Annotated in this window: 19 protein-coding genes; 4 read left to right on the top strand and 15 right to left on the bottom strand. The window is 73.2% G+C overall.

The window, feature by feature from the left end; genetic code table 11:
- Positions 1-12: 12 nt before the first annotated feature.
- Positions 13-1005: an ABC transporter substrate-binding protein gene (locus CXR44_RS21900; protein ID WP_101787949.1), complete on the bottom strand. Its 993-nt coding sequence runs from the start codon at positions 1003-1005 to the stop codon at positions 13-15.
- A gap of 105 nt (positions 1006-1110) precedes the next feature.
- Here CXR44_RS21900 and CXR44_RS21895 point away from each other — a divergent pair, with 105 nt between their 5' ends.
- The 3 genes from CXR44_RS21895 to CXR44_RS21885 are packed head-to-tail and all read left to right on the top strand — an operon-like array spanning position 1111 to position 3973.
- The gene (locus CXR44_RS21895) at positions 1111-2145 is read left to right on the top strand and encodes a FecCD family ABC transporter permease (protein WP_101787948.1); all 1035 of its coding nucleotides are present in this window, start codon (positions 1111-1113) and stop codon (positions 2143-2145) included.
- Positions 2145-3188 (top strand): FecCD family ABC transporter permease, encoded by a 1044-nt coding sequence (locus CXR44_RS21890; protein WP_101787947.1) that lies wholly within the window; start codon positions 2145-2147, stop codon positions 3186-3188. Before CXR44_RS21895 ends, CXR44_RS21890 begins: the two co-directional genes overlap by 1 nt.
- On the top strand, positions 3185-3973 hold the full coding sequence (locus tag CXR44_RS21885) for an ABC transporter ATP-binding protein (RefSeq protein ID WP_101787946.1): 789 nt from the start codon (positions 3185-3187) through the stop codon (positions 3971-3973). Before CXR44_RS21890 ends, CXR44_RS21885 begins: the two co-directional genes overlap by 4 nt.
- A 45-nt stretch (positions 3974-4018) precedes the next feature.
- On the opposite strand, the gene CXR44_RS21880 is transcribed toward CXR44_RS21885, so the two are convergent.
- From CXR44_RS21880 to CXR44_RS21855, 6 genes are all read right to left on the bottom strand, one after another.
- A complete protein-coding gene (locus CXR44_RS21880) occupies positions 4019-5689 on the bottom strand; it encodes a tetratricopeptide repeat protein (protein ID WP_101787945.1) in 1671 nt (556 codons plus the stop codon).
- A gap of 325 nt (positions 5690-6014) precedes the next feature.
- Positions 6015-7196, bottom strand: coding sequence for a signal recognition particle-docking protein FtsY (ftsY, locus tag CXR44_RS21875; RefSeq protein ID WP_101787944.1), 1182 nt, complete (start codon positions 7194-7196; stop codon positions 6015-6017).
- A 73-nt stretch (positions 7197-7269) separates the two neighbouring features.
- Complete coding sequence (smc, locus tag CXR44_RS21870; RefSeq protein ID WP_101787943.1) at positions 7270-10956, bottom strand: chromosome segregation protein SMC; 3687 nt, start codon at positions 10954-10956, stop codon at positions 7270-7272.
- A gap of 212 nt (positions 10957-11168) precedes the next feature.
- Positions 11169-11363 carry a hypothetical protein gene (locus CXR44_RS21865; RefSeq protein ID WP_101787942.1) on the bottom strand — a complete coding sequence of 65 codons (195 nt, stop codon included), beginning with the start codon at positions 11361-11363 and terminating at the stop codon, positions 11169-11171.
- Between the two features lie 191 nt (positions 11364-11554).
- On the bottom strand, positions 11555-11830 hold the full coding sequence (locus CXR44_RS21860) for an acylphosphatase (RefSeq protein ID WP_101787941.1): 276 nt from the start codon (positions 11828-11830) through the stop codon (positions 11555-11557).
- Positions 11831-11907: 77 nt separating this feature from the next.
- Positions 11908-12807: a LysR family transcriptional regulator gene (locus CXR44_RS21855; protein WP_101787940.1), complete on the bottom strand. Its 900-nt coding sequence runs from the start codon at positions 12805-12807 to the stop codon at positions 11908-11910.
- A gap of 79 nt (positions 12808-12886) precedes the next feature.
- On the opposite strand from CXR44_RS21855, the gene CXR44_RS21850 reads away from it, so the two are divergent.
- Positions 12887-14080, top strand: coding sequence for an MFS transporter (locus CXR44_RS21850; protein ID WP_101787939.1), 1194 nt, complete (start codon positions 12887-12889; stop codon positions 14078-14080).
- On the opposite strand, the gene mutM is transcribed toward CXR44_RS21850, so the two are convergent.
- The 8 genes from mutM to CXR44_RS21810 all read right to left on the bottom strand — a co-directional run bounded on the left by mutM (position 14028) and on the right by CXR44_RS21810 (position 21960).
- Entirely contained in the window at positions 14028-14873 is an 846-nt protein-coding gene (gene mutM / locus CXR44_RS21845; RefSeq protein ID WP_101787938.1) for a bifunctional DNA-formamidopyrimidine glycosylase/DNA-(apurinic or apyrimidinic site) lyase, read from the bottom strand. The genes CXR44_RS21850 and mutM overlap by 53 nt on opposite strands.
- Before the next feature lies 1 nt (position 14874).
- Positions 14875-15594 carry a ribonuclease III gene (rnc, locus tag CXR44_RS21840; RefSeq protein ID WP_101788063.1) on the bottom strand — a complete coding sequence of 240 codons (720 nt, stop codon included), beginning with the start codon at positions 15592-15594 and terminating at the stop codon, positions 14875-14877.
- Between the two features lie 210 nt (positions 15595-15804).
- Positions 15805-15984 (bottom strand): 50S ribosomal protein L32, encoded by a 180-nt coding sequence (gene rpmF / locus CXR44_RS21835; protein ID WP_082535183.1) that lies wholly within the window; start codon positions 15982-15984, stop codon positions 15805-15807.
- Between the two features lies 1 nt (position 15985).
- Complete coding sequence (locus CXR44_RS21830; protein ID WP_101788062.1) at positions 15986-16555, bottom strand: YceD family protein; 570 nt, start codon at positions 16553-16555, stop codon at positions 15986-15988.
- A 53-nt stretch (positions 16556-16608) separates the two neighbouring features.
- On the bottom strand, positions 16609-17085 hold the full coding sequence (gene coaD / locus CXR44_RS21825; RefSeq protein ID WP_101787937.1) for a pantetheine-phosphate adenylyltransferase: 477 nt from the start codon (positions 17083-17085) through the stop codon (positions 16609-16611).
- A gap of 26 nt (positions 17086-17111) precedes the next feature.
- Positions 17112-17747 (bottom strand): RsmD family RNA methyltransferase, encoded by a 636-nt coding sequence (locus CXR44_RS21820; RefSeq protein WP_101788061.1) that lies wholly within the window; start codon positions 17745-17747, stop codon positions 17112-17114.
- 304 nt (positions 17748-18051) lie between these two features.
- On the bottom strand, positions 18052-20241 hold the full coding sequence (recG, locus tag CXR44_RS21815) for an ATP-dependent DNA helicase RecG (protein WP_101787936.1): 2190 nt from the start codon (positions 20239-20241) through the stop codon (positions 18052-18054).
- 174 nt (positions 20242-20415) lie between these two features.
- Positions 20416-21960, bottom strand: coding sequence for a DAK2 domain-containing protein (locus tag CXR44_RS21810; RefSeq protein WP_101787935.1), 1545 nt, complete (start codon positions 21958-21960; stop codon positions 20416-20418).
- Positions 21961-22016: the final 56 nt, after the last annotated feature.

Here is a 22016-nt window from a genome sequence, read left to right as displayed (position 1 = left end):
TCTCGGGGAGGACTACGAGGTGGCCTTCGCCGGGTCCACCTCGAAGATCTTGGCCACGTCGTCGAGCATCGCGTGGGCGCCCTGGATGCCGACCGCGGTCATCCACGTCTGGTCGTTCACCTCGTGCTTCTCGCCCTTGAGCTTGTTCCACAGCGGGTTGCCGACGAACTTCGCCTTGGGCCCCTCGCTGGTGGGGTCGGGGTAGGTCGCGACGAAGATGTGGTCGGCGTCGAGGTCGGCGATGCGCTCCTGGCTGACGTCCACCACGATCGAGTCCGCGACGGTGGGCTGGCCCTCCGGCCGGGGGAACCCGACGTCCTTCATGACCAGGCCCGAGTACGACTTCTCCACGTACAGCCGGACCGTGGGCTCGCCGGCGAACCGGACGATGGAGATGGTGGGCAGCTTGCCGTCCTTCTTCTCCTTGATCGCCGTGCCGATCTTGCCGGCGCGCTCCTCGAACTCCTTGAGCCTGGTGTCGGCGAGGTCCTCCTTGCCGAGCGCCTGGCCGACGAGGCGGAGGTTCTCCTTCCAGATGGCGCCGGTCGTCTCGCTGAAGACCGTCGGAGCGATCTTGGCGAGCTTGTCGTAGAGGGCCTCGTGCCGGACCTTGGCGGAGACGATCAGGTCGGGCTTGAGTGCCGCGATCTTCTCCAGGCTCGGCTCCTCCAGGGTGCCGACCGGGGTGGCCTCCTTGCCGTGCTCGGCGGCGACCGTGCCCAGGTAGTCGGGGAGCTTGTCCTCGATCGACCGGTAGGTCGTGTAGCCGACCACCGGCGTCTCGAGGGTGAGGACCGCGTCGACGAAGCTCTGGTCGAGGGCCACGACGCGCTTGGGCTGGGTCGGGATCACCGTCTCGCCCATGGCGTGCTTGATGGTGCGGAACGGCGCTCCGCCCTGGCTGGCCTGACCGGTGGCCGCCGGGGCCGCGGAGTCTGTCGAGCCGCAGGCCGCCAGCCCCGCGACCAGGGCCACGGCGCCTGCGAACGCGCGCAACGCTCTCATCGGAATCCCTCTCCCTCGTAAAAGTTTAGGCGACCCTTATTTAGGTTAGCCCTGCCTAAGCTGACATACTTCACGGGGATCGGGCAAACGCTGGGAGGAACACACGTGACCGCAACAGCCGTCGCGCCGCGCCTCCACGACCTCCGCCGCCGGCGGTTCCTCGTGCTCACCGGCCTCCTCGCCGCCCTGGGGCTGGCGGTGGTGCTCAGCATCACGATCGGCGCCAAGTCCGTCCCGCTCCCCGACGCCTGGCGGGCGCTCACGGACCCGACCGGCACCGAGAACGACATCGTCATCCGCTCCCTTCGCCTGCCGAGGACGGCGCTCGGCGTGCTGGCCGGCCTCGCGCTGGGCGTGGCCGGCGCGCTCATGCAGGGTCACACCCGCAACCCCCTCGCCGACCCGGGCCTGCTGGGCGTCACCCAGGGCGCGGCCTTCGCGATGGTGTCCTCGATCATCCTGCTCGGCGCGCAGAGCCTGTTCGCCTACATCTGGTTCGGCCTGGCCGGCGCCCTGCTCGCCAGCGTCGGAGTCTTCGCGCTCGGCATGGTCGGCGGCCGGGGCGGTCCCACTCCGGTGACGCTGGCGCTCGCCGGCACCGCCGTCAGCGCCTTCCTGTACGGGCTGACCTCCGCCATCGTGCTGCTGGACGAGCAGGCCATGGACGTCTTCAGGTTCTGGCAGGCCGGCTCGATCGCCGCCCGCGGGGCCGACGTGGTCTGGCAGGTGCTGCCGTTCATCGTGGCCGGGCTGGTGCTGGCCATGGCCAACACGCCGGGCCTGAACGCGCTGTCGCTCGGCGAGGACGTGGCCCGCGGCCTGGGCCAGAACATCGCGCTGACCCGCGCCGTCGGCGTCACCGCCGTCACGCTGCTCACCGGCGCCTCGGTGGCCGCCTGCGGGGCGCTGGCGTTCGTCGGGCTGCTCGTGCCGCACCTGACGCGGCCGCTGTCCGGCACCGACCACCGCTGGCTGGTGCCCTACTCCGGGCTCGCCGGCGCCGCGCTGCTGCTGCTCGCCGACGTGATCGGCCGGGTCGTCGCCCCGCCGGGGGAACTGGAGGTCGGAGTGGTGCTGGCCCTGATCGGCGCGCCCTTCTTCGTCGCGCTGGTGCGCCGCCGGAAGCCGGTGAGGCTGTGATGACCGCCTTCCCGCTGCGCGTGGGCGGCCTGTCCTGGCAGGTACGGCTGCGCGGCACCGTGCTCACGCTGGCCGGGCTGCTGCTGCTCGGCCTGCTCATGGCCCTGAACATGCGCCTCGGCGACATCGACATGAGCCTCGCGGAGGTCGTGCGGGCCACGTTCGACCCGGCGGACGCCGGCCACTTCGTGGTCATGGAGCTCCGCCTGCCGCGCGCGCTGACCGGGGCGCTGGTCGGGGGCGCCCTCGCGCTGTCCGGCGCGATCATCCAGTCCATCGCGCGCAACCCGCTGGCCAGCCCGGAGATCCTCGGCGTCACGACCGGCGCCTCGGTCGCGGTCGTGGCCGGCGTCGTGCTCAGCGGCAGCGCGTACGGCGGCGCCAGCGGCCTGTTCTCGGCCGTGGGCATCCCGGCGCTGGCCCTGCTCGGCGGCCTGGTGGGCGCGGTGACCGTCTACGCGCTGGCCTGGCGGCGCGGCCTCGACGGCTACCGGCTGGTCCTGGTCGGCATCGGCGTGGCCGCGGTGTTCACCAACGTGAAGTACTGGCTGCTGACCGTCGGCGACGTCAACGACACGGGCCGGGCGATGGTGTGGATCAGCGGTTCGCTGAACGGCCGCGGCTGGGAGCACGTCGTGCCGGTGGCCCTGGCCCTGGCCGTGCTGGTGCCGCTGACGCTGCTCGGCACCCGGTCGCTGGCGGCGCTGCGGTTCGGCGACGACACGGTCACCGCGCTGGGCGTGCGGATGAACCTCTCCCGCGCTCTGATGATCTTCGCCGCGGTCCTGCTGGCCGCCGTGGCCACCGCCTCGGCCGGCCCGATCGCGTTCGTCGCCCTGGCGGCGCCGCAGATCGCCCTGCGGCTGGCCCGCTGTCCGCAGCCGCCGCTGCTGTCGTCGGCCGTCATCGGCGCGGTCCTGACGGCCGGCGCCGACCTGATCGCCCGCACGGCGTTCTCCCCCCTCGAACTGCCCGTGGGCATCGTCACCGCGGTGCTCGGCGCCCCGTACCTGATTCACCTGATCTGGAGGGCCAGAAAATGAGGCTTCAGGCGGCCGGCGTCACGCTCGGGTACGGCGAACGGACCGTCGTCGAGAACCTCGACCTCGGCGTCCACTCCGGCACGGTGACCACGATCATCGGCCCCAACGGCTGCGGCAAGTCCACGCTGCTGCGCGCCCTCGGCCGGCTGCTCAAGCCGCAGGGCGGCGAGGTGCTGCTCGACGGCAAGCGCATCGACCGGATGCCGACCCGCGAGGTGGCCAAGGTGCTCGGCGTGCTCCCCCAGGCCCCGACCGCCCCCGAGGGGCTGACGGTCGCCGACCTGGTCGCCCGGGGCCGCCACCCGCACCAGACCTGGTACCGGCAGTGGTCGTCGGACGACGAGGCGGCCGTGGGCCGGGCGCTGGACATGACCGGCCTGGCCGACCTGGCCGAGCGGCCGCTGGACGAGCTGTCGGGCGGGCAGCGGCAGCGGGCCTGGATCTCGATGGCGCTGGCGCAGGGCACCGACCTGCTGCTGCTCGACGAGCCGACCACGTTCCTCGACCTGGCGCACCAGGTGGAGGTGCTGGAGCTGGTGCGGCAACTGCACCGGGAGGCGAGCCGGACCATCGTCATGGTGCTCCACGACCTCAACCTCGCGGCCCGCTACGCCGACCGGCTGGTGGCCATGCGGGAAGGCCAGGTGGTGGCCGCCGGCGACCCGCACGACGTGCTGACGGAGGACCTGCTGCGCGAGGTGTTCGACCTGGACGCCAAGGTCATCCCCGACCCGGTGGCGGGGACTCCGCTGGTCGTCCCGATCGGCCCCCGCTCCCGCCCGTGAGCGCCTGACCGGCACCGGCCCGCACGGGGCCCCGTGCCGAGGCGCCTATCCCCCGGCCAGCGCCCGCGCGACGTCCGGGTCGTCGGGCGCCAGCTCGACGGCCCTGAGCAGGTCCTGCCTCGCCTCGTGGGCGCGACCGGCGGCCCGGTGCACCAGGGCCCGGTTGAACAGCAGCTCGGCCGACTCGTCGAGCTTGAGCGCCCGTGTCAGGTCGCCGAGGGCGGCGTCGAGGTCGCCCGCGTCGAACGCCAGCGCCCCCCGGCTCGCCCAGGCCGCCACCAGGTCGGGGTCGAGCTCCAGCGCCAAATCGAAGGCGGCCGTCGCCTCCGCCCGCCGGCCGGCGGCGGCCTCCACCTGGCCGAGCACGCACCTCAGATGCGGATCGCGGGGGGCGAGCGCCAGCCCGCGCTCGGCGTCGCGCCGCGCGCCGTCATGGTCACCGGCGGCCGCCAGCAGGCCCGACCTGTTCGCGTACGCGGGGACGAAGCCCGGGTCCAGCTCCAGGGTGCGGCCGAGGTCGGCGAGGGCGCCGTCGAGATCCCCGGTGGCGTAGCGCACCTCCGCCCGGTCGTAGTACGCCTCGGGGAAGGGCGGGCTGAGCCGGATGGCGGCCTCGAAGTCGGCCAGCGCGTCGGCGTGCCTGCCCAGCCGGTGCAGCAGGCCGCCGCGGTCGAGGTAGTAGTCGGGGTAGCCGGGGTCGGCGCCGATGGCGGCGGCGTAGTCGGCCAGCGCCTCCTCGACGCGGCCGGCCTGGGCCAGGAGCTGGGCGCGGTTGGCGTACAGCACGAGCCGGTGGATCGGGTGCTCGCCGGGCAGATCGCGCTCGGCCAGCTCCACAGCCTCCTCGACCAGGGCGAGCGCCGCGTCCATACGCCCTCTGCGCACCTCGACGAGGGCCTTGCCGTTGAGGTCGAAGCCCAGGTGGAAGGCGCGCTCGCGGCGGTCGGGCAGCAGCGAGGTGAGCGCGACGGCCTCGTTGATCCAGGCGAGCGCCTCCTCGGGGTCACGTCGGGCGTGGTCGTGGTGGCGCACCAGGATCATGGCGGTGCCGTAGGCGACGGTCGCGCGGTGCTTCGGGTCGGTGCTGTCACGGCGGGCGCGGTCGTACAGGGCGCGGGCCTCGTCCTCGCGCTCGATGGCCTCCAGCGCCGCCGCCACCCGCTGGACGAGCAGCCGCCGCCGCTCGGGCGCCGCCGCGTACGTCGTCCCGCGCAGCGCCTCCAGGCCGGCCTCGGCCATGGCGTGGTGGAACCCCTCGTCGCGGAAGCGGTCGAAGTCGGCGCGCGGCGGGCCGGTGCGCGGCGCGGCCCGGCCGGGGACGATCCGCAGCAGCCCGGGGTCGAGCCGCCGCCGCAGCACCTCGACGAGTTCGGTGTCGGTGGGGTCCGCCTCGTCGAGGTTGTCGGCCGTGACGGTGAGCGGGCCGGTGCGCTGGAGGTGGTCGCGGACGAACTCGGCCAGCCCGTTGGCGATCCGGAGCGTCCGGCGGGCGCCGGGGATGAGGATACGCTGCGCTCTCGGCAGGCTGTCGGCCAGCGTCCGCCTGCGGGCCGGCACGCCCAGCGCGGGCGCGGCGGCGCGGATCTCGATGTCGTGCGCCGCCACCAGATCGGGCCGGTGCCGCAGAGCCTCGGGAACCAGCCGGCCCAGCAGCGCCGCCCCGAGCGTGTACGGGCCGTGGATCCTGCGGTCGGCGTCCAGAACGATCGTGTCCATGCGTCCTTCTCCCGTGGTCCGTGTCCTGCGCGGCCGCGCCGGCGTCCCGGTGCGGGACGCCGGTGCGGAGCCGTGTCAGACGCCGTGCCTCGGGGCGGCGCTCCCGGAGGGCTTCACGGTTCCGGGCTTGTGAACGACGATCTTCTTCATCGGGACCCTCTCACCTTCAAGCATGACGAGACCGCCGCGAAAGCGATCTCGGAGATGACCGGTTCATGTCAACACACGCCATACCGGCGATCAAGGCTTGTCCCGGTAAGAGGTATTTCCCATCACCTGACGAAGAGGGCCGATAAACGGGCGCTCCAACGCCCGAAATCGGGATCTAGTCGCCCAGGATGGCGTCCACGAAGACCTCGGGGTCGAACGGCGCGAGATCATCGGGCCCCTCGCCGAGACCGGCCAGCTTGACCGGCACCCCCAGCTCGCGCTGGACCGAGATGACGATGCCGCCCTTGGCCGTGCCGTCGAGCTTGGTCAGCGCGATGCCGGTGATGTTGACCACCTCGGCGAACACCTGGGCCTGGCGCATGCCGTTCTGCCCCGTCGTGGCGTCGAGCACGAGGAGCACCTCGTCGACGGTGGCCCGCTTCTCGATGACGCGCTTGACCTTGCCCAGTTCGTCCATCAGACCGGTCTTGGTGTGCAGCCGGCCGGCGGTGTCGACGATGACGACGTCGGCCTTGGCCTCGATGCCCTTGGCCGTCGCGTCGAAGGCCACCGACGCCGGGTCGGCGCCCTCGGGCCCGCGCACGACCTCCGCGCCGACGCGGTCGCCCCACGTCTGGAGCTGGTCGGCTGCGGCGGCGCGGAAGGTGTCGGCCGCGCCGAGCACGACCTTCTTGCCGTCGCCGACGAGCACCCGGGCCAGCTTGCCGGTGGTCGTCGTCTTGCCGGTGCCGTTGACGCCGACGACGAGCACCACCGCCGCCCGCTCGCCGTGCCTGGCCACGTTGAGCGTGCGGTCGAGACCGGGGTTGATCTGCACGAGCAGCTGCTCGCGGAGCAGGGCGCGCACCTCCTCGGGCGTGCGGCTGCCGAGCACCTTGACCCTGGTGCGCAGCTCCTCCACGATCGCCTGGGTCGGTGCGACCCCGACGTCGGCCGTGAGCAGCAGCTCCTCGATCTCGTCCCACACCTCGTCGTCGAGCCGGTCACGCGAGAGCAGGTCGAGCAGCCCGCGGCCGAGTGAGCTCTGCGAGCGGGCCAGCCGCGAGCGCAGCCGCACCATCCGGCCCGCGGACGGCGGCGGCACCTCCAGCTCGGGCTTGACGACGACCGGCTCGGCCGGCTTGACCGGCGGCGGGACCGTGGTCGTCGCGCCCTCGCCCTCCTCGCCCGCCGGTGCCGGCCGCTTCTCCTTCTCCTCGGGAAGCGGCACCGTCTCGGGCGGCTTGACCGGCGGCGGCGCGGTCTTGCCGCCCGGTCGCAACAGCAGGAAGAGGCCACCCGCCGCCAGCAGGGCGACGAGTGCCACGATCACGATGACACCGAGGTAACCATCCACAACATGTCAGTTTTCCAGATCAACCGGCATGGTCAGGCCCAGGGCCACGCCGAACGGGCGCTCTTGTGGCTGATCAGGCGGGTTCGCGCTCGCGCAGCCGCTGGCTGACCACCTGCGTGACGCCGTCGCCGCGCATCGACACGCCGTACAGCGCGTCGGCGATCTCCATCGTCCGCTTGTTGTGCGTGATGACGATCAGCTGCGAGCTCTGCCGCAGCTCCTCGAACAGCGTCAGCAGCCGCTGCGTGTTGGTGTCGTCGAGCGCCGCCTCGACCTCGTCCATGACGTAGAACGGCGAGGGCCGCGCCTTGAAGATGGAGACCAGGAACGCCACCGCGGTCAGCGACCGCTCGCCGCCCGACAGCAGCGACAGCCGCTTGACCTTCTTGCCGGGCGGCCTGGCCTCCACCTCGATGCCGGTGGTCAGCATGTCCTCGGGAGCGGTGAGCACCAGCCGTCCCTCACCGCCGGGGAACACCCTGGTGAAGATCTGCTCGAACTCGCGCGCCACGTCCTCGTAGGCGGAGGCGAACATCTGCTCCACCCGGTCGTCGACCTCCTTGACCACCGTCAGCAGGTCGCGCCGGGTCTTCTTCAGGTCCTCCAGCTGTGAGTTGAGGAACGCGTGCCGCTCCTCCAGGGCCGCGAACTCCTCCAGCGCCAGCGGGTTGACCTTGCCGAGCTGCTGCATCTGCCGCTCGGCGGCCCGGGCGCGCTTCTCCTGCTCCTCGCGCACGTACGGCGTGGGCGGCTCGCCCGGCACGGGCGCCTGCGGTCCGTACTCGGCGATCAGCGTCTCGGCCGCCACGCCGAACTCCTCCAGCGCGCGCTGCTCCATCTGCTCCAGGCGCATCCGCTGCTCGGTGCGGGCCATCTCGCTGCCGTGCACCCGGTTGACCAGCTTGTCGAGCTCCTGCCCCAGCTCGCGCACGCGGACCCGGACCTGCTTGAGCTCGGCGTCGACGGCCACCCTGGCCAGGTCGGCGTCGTCACGCTCGCGCGCGGCGAGCCGCACCGACTCGGCGAGCGTGGCGAGGACCTGCTTGGCGCCGTTGCTCACGGCCTCGGCCACGGCGGCCTGCCGCCGGCGCCGGGCACGCTGGGCGGCGGCCTGGGCCCGCTCCTGGCGTTCGCGCTGGGCGGCGCGGATCAGCCCGTCGGCCCGGCCCTCGATGCCCTTGACGCGCTCCTCGGCGGTGCGCACCTGCAGGCGGGCCTCCACCTCGCGCTGCCGTGCGCTCTGGCAGGCGGCGGCCAGCTCGTCGCGGGCGTCGGTGGTGGGCTCGGTCTCCAGCTCCTGGGCGTACTCGGCCTCGGCCAGCCGGACCTCCAGCTCCCCCAGCTCCTCCAGGCCCTCGGCCCGCGCCTCCTCTGCGGCGGCGACGCTCCGGGCCAGGCGTTCGGCCTCGTCGTGCGCGGCCTTGGCGGCGGCCTCGAACTGGGCGAGCCGCCTGGCGACGGCGGCGTGCCGCTGGTCGGCCTCCCGCTGCCGGGCCCTGACCTGGTCGAGTCCGCTCTGCGCGGCGCTCACCCCGGCCTGGGCGGTGCCGGCGGCGGTCTGCGTCTCGCTCACCCGCGCCTGGGCCGCCTCCAGCGCGGCGCGCGCCTCGTGCTCGGCCGCCGACGCCTCCTCCAGGGCCAGGGCGGTGCGCACGGCCCTGGCCTCGGCCTCCTCGAGGTCGGCGATCGCCTCGTCGAGCGCCGCCCGCACCTGGAGCACGGAGGTGCCGCCCGTGGAGCCGCCGCTGGCCAGGTGGGGGCCGACGAGGTCACCCTGCCGGGTGACGGCCCGCAGCCCGGGATGCCGCTCGGCCACCCGGCGTGCCGCGTCGAGGTCGTCCACGACGACGACGCCGGCCAGCACGTGGCGGACGGCCTCCCGCAGATGGCCGGGCACGGTCACCAGCTCGGCGGCCCACTCCCCGCCCTCGGGTGCCGGCCCGCGCTCCCCCGTGCCGTCGGCGCCGGGCGCGTCCGCGACCAGGAGGGTGGCCCGGCCTCCCTCCTTGGCCCGCAGCAGGTCGAGGGCCTGGACCGCTGCGCCGAGCGAGGCCACGGCCACCGCCTCGGCGACCGGCCCGAGCACCGCCGCGACAGCCGGCTCGGCGCCCGGCGTGACCTGCAGTGAGGCTGCGAGCGGCCCCAGCACCCCGTCGAGGCCGGCCTCCAGCAGGCTGGCCCCGCCGTCGCCGCCGCGGGCCAGGCCCAGCTCCAGGGCCTCCGCACGCGCCCTGAGAGCGGCCACGGCCCGCTGGGCCTCCTGGTCGTCGGATCGGGCGGCGCCGACGGCCGCCGAGGCCGCCTGGAGGGCCGCGCGGGGCGCCGCGAGACCGGCCTTGGCCTCCTCGACGGCGGCGCGGGCCTCGTCGGCGACGGCCTTGGCCTGCTCGACCAGCTCCTGCGCCGTGGCCAGTTCCTCGGCCAGGGCCGGGTCGGCGGCGGGCTCCTCCTGCCGCTGCGCCTCCAGCTCGTCGAGGGCGCGCCGCTCGCGTTCGGCCGCGTCGGCGACGGCCCGGCTGAGCCGGCCGATCTCCTCCTCGGCGGCACGCGCCCTGCTGCGTACGGAGTCGACCTGGCCGCGCAGCCGGGCCAGGCCCTCGCGCCGGTCGGCGGCGGCGCGCGCGGCCAGCGCCAGCCGCCGCTCCTCGGCGCCCAGCGCCTCCTCCTCCTCGGCACGCCGCCGCACGGCGTCCTCCAGCAGCTCCTGGGCCTGCTCCAGCTCGGCCCTGCGGATGAGCTCCTGCTCGCGCACCTCGGCGGCCTCGCGTTCGAGGTCCTCGGGGTCGCGTCCGCGGCGTTCGACGGCGGCGGCGTCGAGGGCGTGGCGATGGCGTTCGGCGGCGAGCTGCTCCAGGCCGGTGATGCGTTCGCGCAGGGAGGACAGCCGGAAGTAGGTCTCCTGGGCGGCGCTCAGCCGCGGCTGGGCCTCCGCCTCGGCGCTCTCCAGGGCGGTCTCGCGCTGCTGGGCCTCGGCCAGCTCGGTCTCCACCTGGCTGCGCCGGGCCAGGATCGCCGCCTCGTCGGCCGCCTCCCGTTCGAGGACGTCGCGCAGGATGCACACGTCGTCGGCGAGCAGGCGCAGCCGGGCGTCGCGCAGGTCGGCCTGGATCACGGCGGCCTTGCGGGCGATCTCGGCCTGGCGGCCGAGCGGCTTGAGCTGGCGGCGCAGCTCGGTGGCGAGGTCCTGGACGCGGGCGAGGTTGGCCTGCATCGCGTCGAGCTTGCGCAGCGCCTTCTCCTTGCGCTTGCGATGCTTCAGGACGCCGGCGGCCTCCTCGATGAACGCCCGCCGGTCCTCGGGGCCGGCGTGCAGCACGGCGTCGAGCTGTCCCTGGCCGACGATGACGTGCATCTCACGGCCGATGCCGGAGTCGGACAGCAGCTCCTGGATGTCCAGCAGGCGGCAGGTGTCGCCGTTGATGGCGTACTCGCTCTGGCCCGACCTGAACATCAGGCGGCTGATCGTGACCTCGGTGTAGTCGATCGGCAGCGCGCCGTCGGTGTTGTCGATGGTCAGCGTCACCTCGGCCCGGCCGAGCGGCGGCCTGGACGAGGTGCCGGCGAAGATGACGTCCTCCATCTTGCCGCCGCGCAGCGACTTGGCGCTGTGCTCGCCCATGACCCAGGCGAGGGCGTCGACGACGTTGGACTTGCCGGAGCCGTTGGGGCCGACGACGCAGGTGATGCCCGGCTCGAAACGCAGGGCGGTCGCCGAGGCGAAGGACTTGAAGCCGCGCAGGGTGAGGGTCTTCAGATACAAGCGCCGGCCCCCTTCTCCCTGGACGACTCGTGACGTGCCCGGCGTCCCCGGACGGGACCCGGAAAAGCCTACTGGTCATCACCGCCGGGCGCTGGCCGCCGCGGCATCCTCGGCGGCCGGCCAGGCAAAACGCCGGGAAAGGACTGAGGGAAGAGGGCAAATAACAAGGGACGCCTCGTCGAGACGTCCCTGATCTTGCGTTCCGATCACTCTCAGGTGAGTGCCGGCTCGCGCTCCTGCATGCGACTGAGTGCGTCGTCGCGGGTCTGCGCCGCAAGAGCGTCATTCTGGGCCTGAAGCCGGATGAGTTCTGCCTCCAGGTCACGGATGCGCTGCTGCAAGCGACGCATCTCGGAGACCATCCGAGGGTCAGGACCACCGACGTGGCCGTATAGAGCCTTCGCCATGGTAAAGGGTCCTCCACGCTGAGTGACCAGACTGGTTCGCGCACTTCTTATTTCCGCGGGAGGGGTGCGCGTGGTACTTAACAAGAGTCGCACCGGCAGTGTGGGCGGTCAAGTCGAGCGGACCACCGCGCCCCACGGGGGGCACTCCCGGCACACAACTATACCCCATTTGGGCGGTTTAGCGAAAGCGGCTACCGCTCCCTGAAACCGCCCAAACTACCTCGGACTTCGCTCCACCTTTCCACTACTCCATCAACTTTGCCCGGCGTGTCGCAACCCCTCAGCTGCTCCAGCAGCTTGACGCACGCTTGACGCGGCCCCTGGGCCACCACCTCGACGCGGCCGTCGTCCATGTTGCGCGCCCAGCCCTCCAGGCCCAGCTCCAGCGCCCTGGACCTGGTCCACCAGCGGAACCCGACACCTTGCACGTGTCCCCTGACCCACGCGGTCAGCCGTACGTCCTCCACGCTCCACCTCTCCTCACGCCTGTCACGCGGCCTGCCCGGGGCCCGCCGACGCCTGTCACGCGGTCCCCGAGCACCTGTCACGCCGCCCGCGAACCCCCCGCCGACTGCGCCACAGCCACCTCGGCGAAGGCCCGCACCGCGGCGGTCTCGGCCGCGCGCAGCCACACCAGCCCGAGCACCGAGGGGGGCAGCCCCGTGACGGGGACGAAGGTCACGTCGTCCCGCTCGTGGTAGGCCGCCGTCGGGGTGCACATCAGCATCCCGCCCCGGCCGAGGGCCACCAGCGTGATGCCCTCCTGGCTGGTCGCGACCGTACCTGCCAGGGAGACGGGCCGGCCCGCCGGGGTGCTGGACGGGGCGACCAGCTCACGCCAGCGGCGCGGCGCCGGCCCGTCCAGCCCGATCAGCGGCAGGTCGGCCAGTTCCTCGGCGCCGACGGCCGAACGGCGGGCCAGCGGATGCCGGGCGGACAGCCCCAGCCGCACCGGCACCTCGTTCAGCCCGGGGCTCGTGCGCAGGTCGGGCTCGTCCACCGGCAGCAGGGTGAAGGCCACGTCCACCAGGCCCGCACGGACCTTGCCGAAGGGGTCGCCGAGCGGCACCTCCGCCAGGCGTACCTCGCACGAGGGATACAGCCGCTCGAACGCCCGTACGACGCCGGTGACCAGGCCGGTCGGCGTCCCGAGGAACCCGGCGCGCAGCACTCCCGTCACCTCGCGAGCCGCCGACCGGGCCCCGTCCACCGCACGCGCCAGCCCGTCGTAGGCCGGCCTCAGGTCGGCCAGGAAGCGCTCCCCCAGCGGCGTGAGCCGCACCCGCCTACTCGTCCGCTCGAACAGCCGCGCCCCGATCCGCGTCTCCAGGGCCCGTACGAGCTGGCTGACCCGGCCCGGCGACAGGTACAGCCGCTCGGCGGCCCGCGCGAAGTGGAGCTCCTCGCTCAGGACGACGAAGCACTCCAGCTCTCTGAACTCCATGTCACCCCTTAGCCTCACTAAACCAAACCTGAGCGTCCCGTCATTGTTCCCTCCGCGCCACAGCCCGACGCTGATGAGCATGACCATCACCAGGACCACCACCAGCACCACGCCCCAGGGCGTCCGGGCCGCCTGGCTCGCCGTGACCACGGTCGCGGTGGGCACGTTCACCGTCGTCACCAGCGAGATGCTGCCGGTCGGGCTGCTCACCTCGATCGGGACCGAGCTGAAGGTGTCGGAGGGCGTCGCCGGGCTCACGATGACCGCTCCCGGCCTGGTCGCCGCCGTCTCCGCGCCGCTGCTGACGGTCGGCGCGCGGCGCCTCGACCGGCGGACCGTGCTGTGCGGGCTGATGGCGCTGCTCGCGGCGGCCAACCTGCTGGCCGCGGTGGCACCCGTCCACCCGGTGCTGCTGGGGGCCCGGGTGCTGACCGGGGTGAGCATCGGCGGCTTCTGGGCGTTCGCGCTCGCCATGGCGGCACGGCTGGTGCCCGGTCCCCTCGTCGGCAGGGCGACGGCGGTGATCGCGTCGGGGATCGCGGTGGCGTCCGTGCTGGGCGTGCCCGCCGGAACGCTCGTCTCCACGTCCGCCGGGTGGCGGGCGGCGTTCGTCGCCGTCGCGCTGCTGGCGGCGGTCACGTGCGTGGCGCTGGCCCGGCTGCTGCCGCCCCTGCCCGCCGAGCGGGCCGGCCGCGTGTCCGACCTGTGGCGGGTGTGGCGGTCCGGCCCGCTCCGGACCGTCCTGATCGTCACGGCGCTCGTGGTGACCGGCCACTTCGCGGCCTACACCTACGTCCGGCCGTTCCTGGAGCAGGTGGCGGGCACGGGCGCGGCGGGAGTCGGCGCGATCCTGCTCGGGTACGGCCTGGCCGGCGTCCTCGGCAACTTCGCCGCCGGCGCCCGCGCGGCGCGACGGCCCGCGGCCGTGCTCGTCACCCTCGCCGTGCTGATCGGCGCGGCCACCGCCGCCCTGCCGCCGGTGGGTGCTGCGGGCCCCGGCGCGGCGGCCGCGCTGCTCCTGCTGTGGGGCGTCGCCTACGGCGGCGTGTCGGTGACGCTGCAGATCTGGCTCGTCAGGGCGGGCGGCGGCGAGGCCGGCACGGCCATGTTGACCGCAGTCTTCAACGCGGCCATCGCGTTCGGCGCGCTGACCGGCGGGCTGGCGGTGGACGGCGTCTCGGTCTCCGCCGCGCTGTGGCTCGGCGCGGGTCTCGCCCTGGTCAGCGCGGGCGTCGCTGGCATCGCGGGCAGGAGAACGACGAGCGGTTCATGAACGCCTCGCGCATGATCGGTGTGCCGCAGCGCGAGCAGGGGCGGTCGCGCCGGCCGTAGACCTCCAGGGAGCGCTCGAAGTAGCCGCTCTCGCCGTTGACGTTCACGTAGAGGCTGTCGAACGACGTGCCGCCCTGGTGCAGGGCCGCGGTCATCACCTCGCGGACGGCCGCCAGCAGCTCGGCGATCTTGGGCCGGGTGAGCGTCTGGGTCGGGCGGGCCCAGTGCAGCCTGGCCAGCCAGAGCGCCTCGTCGGCGTAGATGTTGCCGACGCCGCTGATCAGCGACTGGTCCAGGAGGGCCCGCTTGACCTCGGTCCGCCTGCGGCGCAGCGCGGCGGCGAAGCGGTCGTCGTCGAAGGACGCCTCGAACGGGTCGGGGGCGATGTGCGCGATCGGCGAGGGAACGCCGTCGAGCAGCGGGCTGAGCATGACATGGCCGAACGTCCGCTGGTCGACGAACCGCAGCTCGGAACCTCCGTCGCCGAAGCCCAGCCGGACGCGCAGGTGCTTGTCCGGGGGCGAGCCCGGCTCCACCACGAGCAGCTGGCCGCTCATCCCCAGATGGGCGAGCAGCGCCTCCTCGGCGCCCGAAAGCGGGAGCCACAGGTATTTGCCGCGACGTTCGGCGGAGATCACGATCCGGCCCTTGACCCGGGCGACGAAGTCGTCGGCCCCCGCGAGATGACGGCGCACCGCCCGCGGGTGCAGCACCTCGGCCGAGACGATCTCCCGGCCGGCCACCCACTGCGCCAACCCCCGCCGGACGACCTCGACCTCAGGCAGCTCAGGCACCTCAGCCCGCCGGCTGGCTCTCGCGCTGCTCGCGGCGGGCCCGGATGCGGGTCCAGGCCGCCTCGGCCGCCTGCTGCTCGGCCTCCTTCTTGCTGCGGCCGCTGCCCGAGCCGTAGGGCTCGCCGCCCACCCGCACCTCGGCGGTGAACGACTTGGCGTGGTCGGGGCCGCTCTCCTCGACGTGGTATTCGGGCACGCCGAGCGCCTCGGAGGCGGTGAGCTCCTGCAGCGAGGTCTTCCAGTCGAGCCCGGCGCCGAGCGAGGCCGAGCGGACGATCAGCGGGTCGAACAGCAGGTGCACCACGCGGAACGCCTCGTCGAGGCCCTTGTCGACGTAGACGGCGCCGATCAGCGCCTCCAGCGTGTCGGCCAGGATCGACGACTTGTCGCGACCGCCGGTGCCCTCCTCGCCCCGGCCCAGCCGCAGGAAGCGGCCCAGCCCGAGGCCCCTGGCCACATCGGCCAGGGCCCGCATGTTGACCACCGCGGCCCGCAGCTTGGCCAGCTGGCCCTCGGGCAGGTCAGGGTGGTTGCGGTAGAGAGTGTCGGTGACCACCAGGCCCAGCACCGAGTCGCCCAGGAACTCCAGGCGCTCGTTGGTCGGCAGGCCGCCGTTCTCGTACGCGTACGAGCGGTGCGTGAGCGCCCGCTCCAGGATGTCGGGGTCGAGACTGACCGACAGCACCCGATCGAGCTCTTCCCTGGCGACCTCCACGGCCACCGGCTTGGGACCTGCGCCCACGGCTTTCCTCCTCGGACATCTTCACAGGGCGCGACGGCCGCGGAGATGCCCGAAAACGTGGTGGGCGTCGGGGGGACTGAGCCCCGGCGTCCACCACGACCGCGGGCGAACCGCTTCCGCACGCATCTAGACGTTAACGCCGACCGGGGCACAATGGCACCCGGTCGGCAACACGTCAACTACGCGGGATCAGGCAGACGGCTCGACGACCTGACGGCGGTTGTAGGTGCCGCAGGTGGGGCACGCGATGTGCGGCTGCTTGGGCGAACGGCACTGCGGGCAGCTCACCAGGGCGACAGCAGTCGTCTTCCACTGGGAGCGACGGGCGCGGGTGTTGCTCCGCGACATCTTTCGCTTCGGGACGGCCACGTCACTTCTCCTGATCGTTATCGTTCTCGGTAACCAGACCTTGCAACGACGCCCATCGAGCGTCGATCTTCTCGTGCCGGTGATCGGCGCCGGCCTCGGCCAGCTTGATCCCGCACTCCACGCAGAGCCCCTCGCAGTCGTCACGGCAGACGGGGCTCAACGGCAGTGCGAGCACCACCGCGTCGCGGAACGTCGGCTCGAGGTCGAGCAGCTCCCCGTCGAGCAGCGAGTCGTCCTCCGAGGCGTCCTCGTCGGAGTAGAAGAACAGCTCCTGGAGATCGACCTCGATGTCCGAGGACACCGGATCGAGGCACCGCGCGCACTCCCCGGCGAGCGGGGCCTGCGCCGTGCCCGAGACGAGCACGCCTTCCATCACTGCTTCGAGCCGGAGGTCCAGCTCGACTTCGGCGTCCTTGGGAACGCCGATCATGTCGACGCCGAGATCCGCCGGGGCCGGGAGGGTCAGGGTCAACCGCCGCATCGTGCCCGGCCGCTTTCCCAGGTCGTGAGTGGAGATCACCCAAGGGGAGCGGGGGTCGAGGTGCTGAGTCATCCTGCTCTCGCTAGGCATGGCGGAATAGTCGCCGTCGTACAAGGCCGAAATGAAAGGATAGCAGGTGCCGCTCAGCCCCTGAGCCGCTCGGCGAGGAGCTTGTGCACGAGGTCCGGCACCAGGCCCGACACGTCGCCGCCGTACTTCGCGATCTCCTTGACCCGGCTGGACGACAGGAACGAGTATTCCGGGTTCGTCGGCATGAACAGCGTCTCCACGCCCGAGAGGCGGTAGTTGAGCTGGGCCATCTGCAGCTCGTAGTCGAAGTCGCTGACGACCCTGATGCCCTTGACGATGGCCGGGATGTCGTTCTGCTTGCAGAAGTCGACCAGCAGGCCGTGGAACTTGCGCACCTTGACGTTCGCGAACTCCTTGGTCACGGTGTGCAGGATGTCGATCCTCTCGTCGACCGTGAACAGGCTGCTCTTCTCCAGGTTGATGAGCACGGCCACGGTGACCTCGTCGTACAGCCGGGCGGCCCGGCCGATGATGTCGAGGTGACCGTTCGTGATGGGGTCGAACGACCCCGGGCAGACAACGCGGCGCAAGACGCCTCCCAGTTCTTCGGGCAGGTCTACGGGTTCCCGGCGGCGCGACCGTACCAAACGGACGCTTCGCCATAACGACGGACCCTCTCCTCAACGTAGCCCTCAGGCCACATCAGGGCCTTTCCCCGCGTCTCCCGTTCGAACGCCACCAAACCGCCATCTACCAGCCACCCGTGGTCCCGCAGCGACTCCAGCACCCGGACGACCTCCTCCTCCGGGACGGCATAGGGCGGATCGGCGAACACGATGTCGTACGGCCCCCCGTCCCCGCCGCTCCGGCCCTCGTCCGCCATGCCCTCGGCACCGGGCGGGGAGTGGGGCCGGTCGCCACCGGGGCCCCTGGCCAGCAGGCGCTCCACCTTGTCCGCCACCACCTGGGCCCCCTCCAGCCCCAGCGAGCGGGCGTTCGCCCTGATCGTGCGGACCGCCTTGGGATCCGACTCGACGAGCAGCGCATGGGCGGCCCCCCGCGACAGCGCCTCCAGCCCGACCGCCCCCGAACCCGCGTACAGGTCCATCACCCGCGCGCCCGCCAGCCCGTACAGGGAGTCGAGCGTCAAGAAGATCCCTTCTCGCGCCCTGTCACTGGTCGGCCTGGTGCCGCGGCCCGGCGGCACGACCAGGCGGCGTCCACCCGCGACGCCCGCGATGATCCGAGTCATGAGGGCCATTGTCCCGCATGTCGACGCAGGTCAAGAGTGGACAAGTGTCGGCCTCGACAGCGCAAGGGTGATTCACAACGCCCGGCCTGCCACGCATGATGAGTCTGCGGCCTTCGAGGTGACCCATAAGAAGGCCGACCGGCGTGGTCGTGAGCCCTTCCGCACGCCGGTTCCCTCGGCACCTGACCCGGGGGGGTGGGCCCAGCCGGGGACGGCATTCGGGGGGAGGCCGTCCCCAAGGCTGGGCCCAACGCCTTTTCACACCGGCCACAGGCCGACCCCCGCCACGCCCGGCCCACCTGCGTCAGGTCTTCTCCAGGTATTCGGCCCGCTCGTCCGCCAGCAGCCGGTCGATCTCGGCGCGCAGCCCCTCGTACGCCACCAGCTCCGGATCGTCGGCCAGCAGCCGCGCCGCCTCCTCCCGGGCGGCCTCGATCACGTCCTCGTCACGCAGCAGCTGCAGCAGCTTGAGCGACGACCGCTTGCCCGACTGGGCGGCGCCGAGCACGTCGCCCTCGCGCCGCTGCTCCAGGTCGACCCGGGACAGCTCGAACCCGTCGAGCGTCGAGGCCACCGCGTCGAGGCGGGCCCGCGCCGGGGTGCCCTCGGGGAAGTCGGACACCAGCAGGCACAGCCCGGGCAGCCCGCCCCGGCCGACCCGGCCGCGAAGCTGGTGGAGCTGGGAGACGCCGAACCGGTCGGCGTCCATGATGACCATGACGGAGGAGTTGGGGACGTCGACGCCGACCTCGATCACGGTCGTCGCCACCAGCACGTCGAGCTCGCCCTTGGTGAACGCGCGCATGACCGCGTCCTTCTCCTCCGGCGGCAGCTTGCCGTGCAGCACGCCGAGACGCAGGCCGTGCAGCGGACCCTCGCCCAGCAGCTCGGCGACGTCGAGGACGGCCAGCGGCGGCCGGCGCTCGTCGTCACCGGGCGGCTGGTCGGCGGACGCTCCCAGGTCGCCCTCGTCGCCCTCCAGGTCGCCGATGCGGGGGCAGACGACGTAGGCCTGCCGGCCGAGCCCCACCTCCTCGCGCACCCGCTCCCACGTGCGCTCCAGGTAGTGGGGCTTGTCCGCGGCGGGAACCACGTGGGTGGTGATCGGAGCACGGCCGGAAGGGAGTTGCGACAGGGTGGAGACCTCCAGGTCGCCGAAGACGGTCATGGCGACCGTGCGCGGGATCGGCGTGGCGGTCATGACGAGCACGTGGGGCCGGCCGCCCCCGGCCTTCTCGCGCAGGGCGTCGCGCTGCTCGACGCCGAAGCGGTGCTGCTCGTCGACCACGACGAGGCCCAGGTCGGCGAACTGGACGTGCTCCTGCAGCAGGGCGTGGGTGCCCACCACGATGCCGGCCGTGCCGGAGGCCGCGTCGAGCAGGGCGGCGCGGCGGGCGGCGGCCCCCATCGAGCCGGTGAGCAGCGTGACGGCGGTGCCGCCGAACATGCCGCCCTGCGCCAGGTCGCCCAGCATGGCGGTGATCGAGCGGTGGTGCTGCTGGGCGAGCACCTCGGTGGGAGCCAGCAGCACGGCCTGACCGCCGGCGTCGACCACCTGCAGCATCGCCCGCAGCGCGACCACGGTCTTGCCCGCGCCCACCTCGCCCTGCAGCAGCCGGTGCATGGGGTGCTCGCGGCCGAGGTCGGCGGCGATCTCCTCGCCGACGAGCGCCTGCCCCTCGGTGAGCGCGAACGGCAGGCGGGCGTCGAAGTCGGCCAGCAGCCCGTCGGCGCGGCGCGGGCGCGCCTTGGCGGGCCAGGCGACCGCCGCCTGCCTGCGCTGCAGCAGCACGGCCTGGAGCACGAACGCCTCGTCGAACTTCAGCCGCTGCCTGGCGCGGTGCACGTCGGCGAAGTCCTTCGGCCGGTGGATCGCGACCAGCGCCTCGCCGAGGTCCTGAAGGCCGTGGCGCCTGCGCAGGTCGTCGGGGAGAGGGTCGTGCAGCGGCCCGAGCGTGTCGAGCACCACGCCGACCGCCCGCCGGATCACCCACGGCGTGAGGTCCTTGCCCGCGGGATAGATCGGCACCGGCGCGGCCGAGAACTCCTCGGCGCTGGCCTCGCTCTCCTCGAACAGCTCGAACTCGGGATGCGACAGCTGCCAGCGGGGGTGGGAACGCGAGCCGAACAGGCCCACCTTGCCGGCGAACATGCCGCGCCGCCCGGTCTTCAGCCGCGACTCGGCCACGTGGGAGCCCTTGCCGAAGAAGGACAGATAGATCTTGTTGCGGGCGCCGTCGACGACCTCGACCTCCAGCCAGGTGCCGCCGCGGTTGCGCATGGGCTTGCGCATGAGCCTGCTGACCTCGCCCACCACGGTGACGTGCTCGTCCACCTCAAGGGCGTCGAGCGAGGTCAGCTCGCCGCGCTCGGCGTAGCGGCGTGGGTAGTGGCGCAGCAGGTCGCCGACCGTCTCCAGGCCGAGCACACTGTGCAGCAGCTTGGCGGTCTTCGGGTCGAGCGCCTTGGTCAGCGGCTCGTCGAAACGGCTCACGGCTCTATGTTCTACCGCCTGTGACCGACAGGAACCACGCGCGCCGCCCCGGCTCACACCGGAGCGCACCGCACCGTCCCCCCGCCTGAGCGCACCGCACCGTCCCCCCGCCTGAGCGCACCGCCCGGCTCACGCCGGAGCGCACCGCCCTGTCCCCCCGCCGCGCGTCTCGCCTCACTCGACGCCGATGAGCACCGGGTAGCCGCCCTGCTCGCCGTCGTACACCACGAGGTCGGCGTCCGGCCGCGTCCCGCCCAGGTGGCGTTCGAGCCGTACGGCCAGCTCCGCCGGCGCGTCCACCCCCGTCACCAGCGTCACCAGCTCTCCGCCGCCCGCCAGCATCCGGTCGACCACCGTCTCGGTCACCTCGTCGACCCGCCCGCCGATCACCGCGACGTCGCCGTCGATCAACCCCAGCACGTCGCCGGGACGGCACGGCCCGGCGCTCGTGACGCCGTCCCTGTCGGCCACCACGACGTGCCCGTGCCGGGTGTGCCCGGCCGCGTCGGTCATCGCGACCACGTCGTCGTCGAAGCGGCGCAGCGGGTCGTGGACGGCCAGCGCCGCGAGCCCCTGCACGGTGGCCCTGGTCGGCAGCACGCTGACCACGGCCCCGTCCTCGCGGGCGATCTCCGCCGCCGCGACCGCGACCGCCCTGGCGCCCTCGTCGTTGGGGAGCACGGCGACCTCGCCGCCCGCCTTCCTGATCGCGGCCAGCATGTCGGGCAGGGAGGGGCGGGTGCCGGGCGCCCGCCGCACGACGACCGCGCCGCACTCCTCGAACAGCGCCGCGATGCCGTCGCCCGCCGCGACCGCCACCACTCCCCTGCCCTCGCCGCCGCGATGGGTCCGTTCGGCCAGGTACGTGATGCGGATGCGGTGCGGGCGGCCCGCCCGCAGGGCCGCCTCGACGGCCGGACCGGCCTCGTCCACGTGGACGTGCACGTTCCACAGCCCGTCGCCGCCCACCACGACCAGCGAGTCGCCCATCGCGTCCAGTTCCCGGCGCAGCCGCGCCACGGCCGCGTCGTCGGCGTCGAGCAGGTACATCACCTCGTACCCGGCGCCCGACTCGCTCATCGGCGTCACGCGGCCGGTCGGCGCCGGCACCTCGAAGCGTTCGCTGGTGGCGCCGGTGACCACGGCCACCAGGGACTCCAGGATGATGGCGAGCCCGGCGCCGCCCGCGTCCACGACGCCGCTGCGCGCCAGCACGTCGAGCTGCTCGGGGGTGCGCCGCAACGCCGAGCGCGCCGCGCCCGCCGCCCGCCGGGCGACCTCCGCCAGCCCGCCGTCACAGTCCTGCACGGCCCGCGCCACCGCGCCGAGCACGCTCAGCACCGTGCCCTCGACCGGCCGGGCCACCGCCTCCCTGGCCAGCGACGCCGCCCTGGCCAGCCCGGCGCGCAGGTCGGGGCCGTCCTTCAGGACGTCGGCGAGCCCGCGCAGCGCCTGGCTGACGATGACCCCGGAGTTGCCCCGGGCGCCGACCAGCGCGCCGTACGAGAGCGTCTGCCACACCACCCGCGCCTCCACGTCGTCGGGCAGCGCCTCGACGGCCTCGGCGGCGGACAGCAGGGTGAGATGGAGGTTGGTGCCGGTGTCGCCGTCGGCGACGGGGAAGACGTTGAGCGCGTCGATCTCGGCGCGGGCCCGCCCCAGCGCGTCGGCGGCCAGACGTATCCAGCGGCGTACTCCGGGCGGGTCGAGGACCTCCATGAGCGACGTTCGAACCTCCCGGGTGCGCTACCTTAGACCAGGAGAATATCTCCGCA

The sequence above is a fragment of the Nonomuraea indica genome (assembly GCF_002850745.1).
Taxonomy (GTDB): Bacteria; Actinomycetota; Actinomycetes; order Streptosporangiales; family Streptosporangiaceae; genus Nonomuraea; species Nonomuraea indica.
Note: the sequence above shows the minus strand (reverse complement) of the source record. Positions and strands in the feature narration are given on the sequence as shown.

Coding starts and splice junctions, on each gene's coding strand:
- CXR44_RS21855 (WP_101787940.1), bottom strand. CDS start 12,807: ATGGAGTTCAGAGAGCTGGAGTGCTTCGTCGTCCTGAGCGAGGAGCTC.
- CXR44_RS21830 (WP_101788062.1), bottom strand. CDS start 16,555: ATGCCTAGCGAGAGCAGGATGACTCAGCACCTCGACCCCCGCTCCCCT.
- CXR44_RS21865 (WP_101787942.1), bottom strand. CDS start 11,363: ATGGCGAAGGCTCTATACGGCCACGTCGGTGGTCCTGACCCTCGGATG.
- CXR44_RS21850 (WP_101787939.1), top strand. CDS start 12,887: ATGACCATCACCAGGACCACCACCAGCACCACGCCCCAGGGCGTCCGG.
- CXR44_RS21885 (WP_101787946.1), top strand. CDS start 3,185: ATGAGGCTTCAGGCGGCCGGCGTCACGCTCGGGTACGGCGAACGGACC.
- CXR44_RS21880 (WP_101787945.1), bottom strand. CDS start 5,689: ATGGACACGATCGTTCTGGACGCCGACCGCAGGATCCACGGCCCGTAC.
- CXR44_RS21820 (WP_101788061.1), bottom strand. CDS start 17,747: ATGACTCGGATCATCGCGGGCGTCGCGGGTGGACGCCGCCTGGTCGTG.
- CXR44_RS21890 (WP_101787947.1), top strand. CDS start 2,145: ATGACCGCCTTCCCGCTGCGCGTGGGCGGCCTGTCCTGGCAGGTACGG.
- CXR44_RS21810 (WP_101787935.1), bottom strand. CDS start 21,960: ATGGAGGTCCTCGACCCGCCCGGAGTACGCCGCTGGATACGTCTGGCC.
- CXR44_RS21900 (WP_101787949.1), bottom strand. CDS start 1,005: ATGAGAGCGTTGCGCGCGTTCGCAGGCGCCGTGGCCCTGGTCGCGGGG.